Here is a 5,001-nt window from a genome sequence, read left to right on the forward strand (position 1 = left end):
GCGTGCACACTCGCGGTGGCGGTGTAGCAATACAGGTTGAGGAAACGCTTGCCGGCCGCTTCCTTCTGGATGCGCATGCGCATCGGGCGATGGTCGAGGAACAGGCCGGTATCCAGATAGTCGGTGAGGTTGACCAGCAGCTTCACGCCGCCTTCGCTGACTTCGGTGAACTTGCCTTGGGCGCTTTGACGTTCGTACTGCTTGGTGCCGCTCTGACGTTCGCGACGCTTGACCACCACGCGGCTTTTGTCGACGTTCAGCGCCTGGGGAATCGCGGCCAGCGCATCGAACATACGCGCAGAGGCTTTTTCCGGGTCGATGGATTTAGGCGCGGCATATTCCTGCACATGCACCCAATCGTGGTACAGGTCGATGGCCATGGAGTATTCCGGCATATCGGCGTCGTACACACGGTAGCAGTCCACACCTTCGCGCTTGGCCCATTTGCCCAACTGCTTGAGGTTCTTTTGCAGGCGGTTGGCGAACATCTGCCCGCCTTCGCTCAGGCGCGCCTGCTCAACCACCGGGGCTGGAGCCGGCTTGATCGGGTTGCCGTTCTTGTTGTACTGGCGCTCGACCGGCTCGGTCGGGGCTTGATCGTAAGCGGCTTGCTCACGCTCGGCCTGGCGCTGCTCCGGGGTGCGGCGCTCGCCAGTGACGAACTGGTCCGGGTTGACCTTGATCAGCAGCAACTTGCACGGCAACGCGCCGTTCCAGAACGAATACTGTTTGTGGCTGCGGATGCCCATGCGCTTGCCCAGGTCCGGCGCGCCGGTGAACACCGCCGCTTCCCAGCCCATGCAGGCCTGGCGCAAGCGCTCGCCGAGGTTCTGGTAGAGGTACAACAGGCTGGCTTCGTCACCGAGGCGCTCGCCGTAGGGCGGGTTGCAGATCACCAGGCCTTTTTGGTTCTGGTCCGGGCGCGGCTCGAACGTGCCGACTTCGCCCTGGTACACCTTGATCCAGTGGCTTAAGCCTGCGCGTTCGATGTTGTTACGGGCGGGCTGGATCAGACGCGGGTCAGCCTCATAGCCACGCACCCACAATGGCGGCTTGTTCATGCCAATGGCAGCACGCTCGGTGGCCTCGGTGTGCAGCTTCTTCCACAGCGCCGGTACGTGACCGAGCCAGGTGGTGAAGCCCCACAGCTCACGATTGAGGTTGGGCGCCATGTCGGCGGCGATCATTGCGCCTTCCACCAGGAAGGTGCCCACGCCACACATCGGGTCCGTCAGCGCGCCGCCTTCGGCCGCAATACGCGGCCAGCCGGCGCGAATCAGGATCGCGGCTGCCAGGTTTTCCTTCAACGGTGCGGCGCCCTGCTGCAGGCGATAACCGCGCTGGTGCAGGCTGTGACCGGACAGGTCCAGGGAAAGGATGGCTTCGCCACGGTCCAGGCGCAGGTGAATGCGCAGGTCCGGGTTGATCTTGTCGATGGACGGGCGTTCGCCGGTCGGGGTGCGCAGTTTGTCGACAATCGCATCCTTGACCTTCAGCGCGCCGAAGTGGGTGTTGTCGATGCCCGAGCCGTGGCCACTGAACTCAACGGCCAGGGTGCCGTCCGGGACCATGTGGTCGGCCCATTCGATATCCAGCACGCCGTGGTAGAGGTCCTCGGCGTCCTTCATCGGGAAGCGCTTGAGCACCAGCAGCACGCGGTTGGCGAGGCGCGACCAGAGACACAGGCGGTAGGCGGTTTCCATGTCGGCCATGCCGCGCACGGCCGAGGTGTGCTCGCGGGCTTCCTCAAGGCCAAGCCCGACGGCTTCCTCGATCAGCAGGCCTTCGAGGCCCTTGGGGCAGGTGAGGAAGAGTTCAAAACGGTCCGACATGGGGCATTCCAGGCTTTTCAGCAATAAATGAACGGGCGACGCATCGCCGGCTCGGTTTTCAATCAAGCACTTTTCTTGAAGAGTGCTCGCGTGGCACGAATGTGCCGTTCCACCCCGGCTACCGGGCGTTTGGGCCTGAATTGCCGGGGCAGATAAATAAATCATCGCAACAAAAAGAAATATTCCGACCCTTCGTCGAATAATAACCGACTGCAACAGGCGGGCATTCTCACTAAAGGATTAAACCCATCCTCTATGCAGGGCACATCATAGCTGGGTTTGCCTATTAAATGGGGCGAAAAGCCATCCCAGCTTATGGCTATAGCATCGTTATCGTTACGTGCTTATGACAAAACGATCATTGAATCCATGTGACCTATTGGTTAGAACTCAACACAGGTTGGCGCCGTAACGACGCCGACACATAGGCTCGCCACGCCGGCAGCGAGCCCACCAACGGCAGGAAAACCCTGCCCGGCCCCACGCGGGGCCGAAGGATATCTAGACAGTCAACAAGTGAGGGAAACACCCTATGAGAAGACTTAAGCGTGATCCGTTGGAAAGAGCATTTTTACGCGGATATCAATATGGCGTTCATGGTAAATCCCGTGAGCTTTGCCCATTTACTCTACCGTCGGTACGCCAAGCCTGGATCAACGGCTGGCGAGAAGGACGCGGCGACAACTGGGACGGTATGACTGGCACTGCGGGAATCCACAGACTCAACGAACTTCACGCCGTCGGCTGACACGGGGCACTTAATCCGACAACCACCTTGAAGATTTTGTAACGACTTAACCACGCACGTCCTATCCGGGCGGCGGGCTTCGGCCCAGGGGGCTCCTTTTGGAGCCCTTTTTAATGCTCAGGAATTGGCTGATCTATCAGCGCAAAGCCGCGATGGCATCCACCGACTCGCGAATCAACGCCGGGCCTTTGTAGATAAAGCCGGAATAGAGTTGCACCAGGCTGGCGCCGGCAGCGATCTTCTCGGCTGCGTGCTTGCCTTCGGTGATGCCGCCCACGGCGATGATCGGCAAGCGCCCCGCCAGTTCAGCGGCCAGTACCTTGACGATATGGGTGCTCTGGTCCCGCACCGGCGCGCCCGACAGGCCGCCCGCTTCGTCACCATGCGCCAGCCCTTCAACGCCGACGCGGCTTAAGGTGGTGTTGGTAGCGATCACCGCATCCATGCCCGAATCCACCAGGGCCTGGGCGACCAGCACGGTTTCTTCATCGCTCATGTCCGGGGCAATCTTGATGGCCAACGGCACGCGCTTGCCATGGCGCACGGCCAGGTCTTCCTGGCGCTGGCGCAAGGCTTCGAGCAATTGCTTGAGGGAATCACCAAACTGCAGGCTGCGCAGGCCTGGCGTGTTGGGCGAACTGACGTTGACCGTGACGTAGCTGGCGTGAGCGTAGACCTTGTCCAGGCAGGTCAGGTAATCATCCACGGCGCGCTCGACCGGCGTGTCGAAGTTCTTGCCGATATTGATGCCGAGAATGCCTTTGTACTTCGCGGCTTGAACCCGCGACAGCAAGTTATCAACGCCCAGGTTGTTGAAGCCCATGCGGTTGATGATTGCCTCGGCTTCGGGCAAACGGAAGATACGCGGCTTCGGGTTACCCGGTTGTGGTCGTGGCGTCACGGTGCCTATCTCGACAAAGCCGAAACCCAGTTGCGCAAAACCGTCGATGGCCGCGCCGTTCTTGTCCAGACCCGCAGCCAGCCCGACCGGGTTGGGAAAATCGAGCCCCATCACCGAAACCGGCATTTTTGCCGGTGCCTTGCATACCAGACCATTGAGCCCCAGGCGGCCACCGGCACCGATCAAGTCCAGGGACAGATCGTGGGAGGTTTCCGGGGAGAGTTTGAACAACAGCTGGCGGGCCAGGGTATACATGGGCGGGCTAGACTCGGATGGCGGCGAAAGGTGGCGCGATTATAGCCGGGGTGGCACGCCGGGTGCGAGGCGTGCCGTCCATTCGTCACTGGCGATGTGCAACCAACGCTTCATACTGCGCCCAGATTTTTTCTGCATAACGCAGGCGCAATGCCTCACGCTCGGGTGCCGGCCCGGCATTATAGGACCCCACGGCTGTCCAGTTGTAACCGAAGCGCTGGATGAAGTCGGCCAGGATCGAAGCCCCCACCTCGATCGATAAACACGGCTCAGTCAGCAACCTTTCCTCGGTAATCCCCTGCTTGGCCAGACGAGGCAAGTGCATGCTGTTGATCTGCATCAGGCCAATGTCTCGCGAACCATCGCTATTACCCGGGTTCATCGCGCCCGCGCGTGCGCCCGACTCCACCACAGCAATGGCTTTCAACAGCTCCGGCTCAATGTCATACCGGCCGGCGACTTCCTCCCAACAACTGGCCCAGGCCGGGTAGCTGCCCATCAGCAGGCACAGCAGCAAGCCTTTGCGCAAACGCTTAATCATGGTTCACCTGGCCACAGGCCGAACAGATGCGAGGCACACACGCCTGCCCGGGCAGCCGTTGGGTGTGTTGCCGAACGGTGACAGCACAGGTAAAGCGATACCCCCTGCCATAGATCGTCTTGATAAAGCCTTTGTCTTCTCTCAAGTGCTTGCGCAATTCATAGATACAACGGGTGAGCGACTCTTCCGCAACCTCGCCACGGGACCAGGCCTGCTCGAGTAAACGGTCCTTGGTCATCAGCACACCACCGGATGCCAACAGCAACCGCAGCACCTGCCACTCCTTGGGTGGCAGCTGAATATCCACACCCTCACCCGTTAACCGGCCATCAACATGCAAGGTCCATCCGGCAAAAAACCACGAGGCTGCCAGTTCTTCATTCGCGAGGGTCATATTCACCTCTGTACCTGATCTACTGACATTGATTACCTTGTTTCCAGAAACGGTCGATACGCCAACCCCGCGACTATAGAAAGTCGGCCCCTGAACAACGCTAGGGAAAAGCCCATGTAATCGAAGCTTTGTGTGCGTATCGCGTAGGACTTTTCGCCATTACCGGCAACAAACACTCAGGAAAGCGTTGATAGGCGTTCAGAAAGTTATTGGATGTCAGAGGCTTCGCGGTTTTCGCGCACAAATGCGCGTTGCACACGCTCATATTGACTTTGCGTCAGCGGCGGCGGCCCGATAGCACCCGCCAGCATCCGCGGCTCTGCGCCAACC

The 5,001-nt window shown here is 60.0% G+C and carries 5 protein-coding genes; 1 reads left to right on the forward strand and 4 read right to left on the reverse strand.

Features of this window, described 5'->3' with window-relative positions; genetic code table 11:
- A partial coding sequence (rlmKL, locus tag FEM54_RS24425; RefSeq protein ID WP_138453434.1) for a bifunctional 23S rRNA (guanine(2069)-N(7))-methyltransferase RlmK/23S rRNA (guanine(2445)-N(2))-methyltransferase RlmL occupies positions 1-1,832 on the reverse strand: 1,832 nt, incomplete at its 3' end.
- A gap of 532 nt (positions 1,833-2,364) precedes the next feature.
- On the opposite strand from rlmKL, the gene rmf reads away from it, so the two are divergent.
- Positions 2,365-2,580, forward strand: coding sequence for a ribosome modulation factor (gene rmf, locus FEM54_RS24430; RefSeq protein ID WP_002553055.1), 216 nt, complete (start codon positions 2,365-2,367; stop codon positions 2,578-2,580).
- A 136-nt stretch (positions 2,581-2,716) separates the two neighbouring features.
- Here the strand turns inward: rmf and FEM54_RS24435 are convergent, their stop codons facing one another.
- The 3 genes from FEM54_RS24435 to FEM54_RS24445 all read right to left on the reverse strand — a co-directional run bounded on the left by FEM54_RS24435 (position 2,717) and on the right by FEM54_RS24445 (position 4,671).
- Entirely contained in the window at positions 2,717-3,736 is a 1,020-nt protein-coding gene (locus FEM54_RS24435) for a quinone-dependent dihydroorotate dehydrogenase (RefSeq protein WP_017134772.1), read from the reverse strand.
- 85 nt (positions 3,737-3,821) lie between these two features.
- On the reverse strand, positions 3,822-4,277 hold the full coding sequence (locus FEM54_RS24440) for a transglycosylase SLT domain-containing protein (protein WP_099548806.1): 456 nt from the start codon (positions 4,275-4,277) through the stop codon (positions 3,822-3,824).
- Complete coding sequence (locus FEM54_RS24445) at positions 4,270-4,671, reverse strand: winged helix-turn-helix domain-containing protein (protein WP_017134770.1); 402 nt, start codon at positions 4,669-4,671, stop codon at positions 4,270-4,272. Before FEM54_RS24445 ends, FEM54_RS24440 begins: the two co-directional genes overlap by 8 nt.
- Positions 4,672-5,001 lie beyond the last annotated feature (330 nt).

The sequence above is a fragment of the Pseudomonas edaphica genome (assembly GCF_005863185.1).
Classification (GTDB): Bacteria; Pseudomonadota; Gammaproteobacteria; order Pseudomonadales; family Pseudomonadaceae; genus Aquipseudomonas; species Aquipseudomonas edaphica.

Excerpts from the sequence above, each read along its gene's own strand:
- rmf (WP_002553055.1), top strand. The coding sequence starts at position 2,365 with ATGAGAAGACTTAAGCGTGATCCGTTGGAAAGAGCATTTTTACGCGGA.
- FEM54_RS24435 (WP_017134772.1), bottom strand. The coding sequence starts at position 3,736 with ATGTATACCCTGGCCCGCCAGCTGTTGTTCAAACTCTCCCCGGAAACC.
- FEM54_RS24440 (WP_099548806.1), bottom strand. The coding sequence starts at position 4,277 with ATGATTAAGCGTTTGCGCAAAGGCTTGCTGCTGTGCCTGCTGATGGGC.
- FEM54_RS24445 (WP_017134770.1), bottom strand. The coding sequence starts at position 4,671 with ATGACCCTCGCGAATGAAGAACTGGCAGCCTCGTGGTTTTTTGCCGGA.